The organism is Xanthomonas cucurbitae (assembly GCF_002939885.1).
Lineage (GTDB): Bacteria > Pseudomonadota > Gammaproteobacteria > Xanthomonadales > Xanthomonadaceae > Xanthomonas > Xanthomonas cucurbitae.
Genome location: NZ_MDED01000111.1, coordinates 1 through 887, shown reverse-complemented (window position 1 = coordinate 887; position 887 = coordinate 1). Strand labels below are relative to the sequence as shown.

Here is an 887-nt window from a genome sequence, read left to right as displayed (position 1 = left end):
CGCACACCTGCTTCTGCACGCCAGACACCGGCGTGCCCGAGGTGGAGGAGGCGCACCCGCTCACCCCGAAGTCGTCGGGCACCTTCTTCAACGCCTCCTTGGGCTTTTCCACTTCCTTGCCGCTGGATTCCTCGCCATCGCCCTTGCCGACCTTCTGGTTATCCAGCATCTTCTCGGCTGTCTTGTTGAGCTCCTTGTCCACCACCTCCCACTGCGCGCTGGCCGTGCCCGCCATGCACAGCAGCGCCAGTCCCATCAAGAGCCGGGAAACCTGCCTGAAGTTGGTTGTCATGATGTTCTTTGCCTCCTGCGACATAATCGAATGTGGTGCCACATGCATCAGCTGCGATGGTGTGGATGGTGTTGATGGCCTCGATGGACTACGCATCTTCCACCTCCTTGTCCTTGACCGAGCTGCGCTTGCCCGAGCCCTTGCGGTTGGCATAGAACTCGGCCAGCCACTGCTCCGGCGTCAGTTGGTCCATGCTCACGCCCAGCTTGCTCGCCTTGCCCGCCAGCACCTGGTGCAGGATCTCGATGTTGTCGGTCGAGGAGGAGATCACCGCCAACGCATCGTCCATGCCGCGCAGGTTGAGCTGGCACACCGCCGAGGCGTGGCCTTGCTTGACCAGGAAGCAGCGCGAGCGCTCGTCCAGCGACACCACCACCTGGTACTCGGCATCGGTCAGCTTGAGACCTTCGATGTAGTCGTCGCGGCTGGCATTGGGGTTGGGCAACAACACCATCGTGGCGGTCTGCTCGATCAGCGCTGCGGCGATGTCGCTGGCCAGCGCGTCTTCCGGGCTCTGCGTGGCGAAGATCCCCAGGCCGTTCTGCTTACGGATGGTCTTCTGCTTGTTCTTGGCAAATTCCTTCAGCCCGCCCTT

At 62.1% G+C, this 887-nt stretch carries 2 pseudogenes; both read right to left on the bottom strand.

What is annotated here, in order from left to right:
* Positions 1-316, bottom strand: a pseudogene (locus tag XcuCFBP2542_RS18950) (hypothetical protein); the annotation flags it as partial.
* A gap of 64 nt (positions 317-380) precedes the next feature.
* Positions 381-887: pseudogene (locus tag XcuCFBP2542_RS18945) on the bottom strand (VirB4 family type IV secretion/conjugal transfer ATPase); the annotation flags it as partial.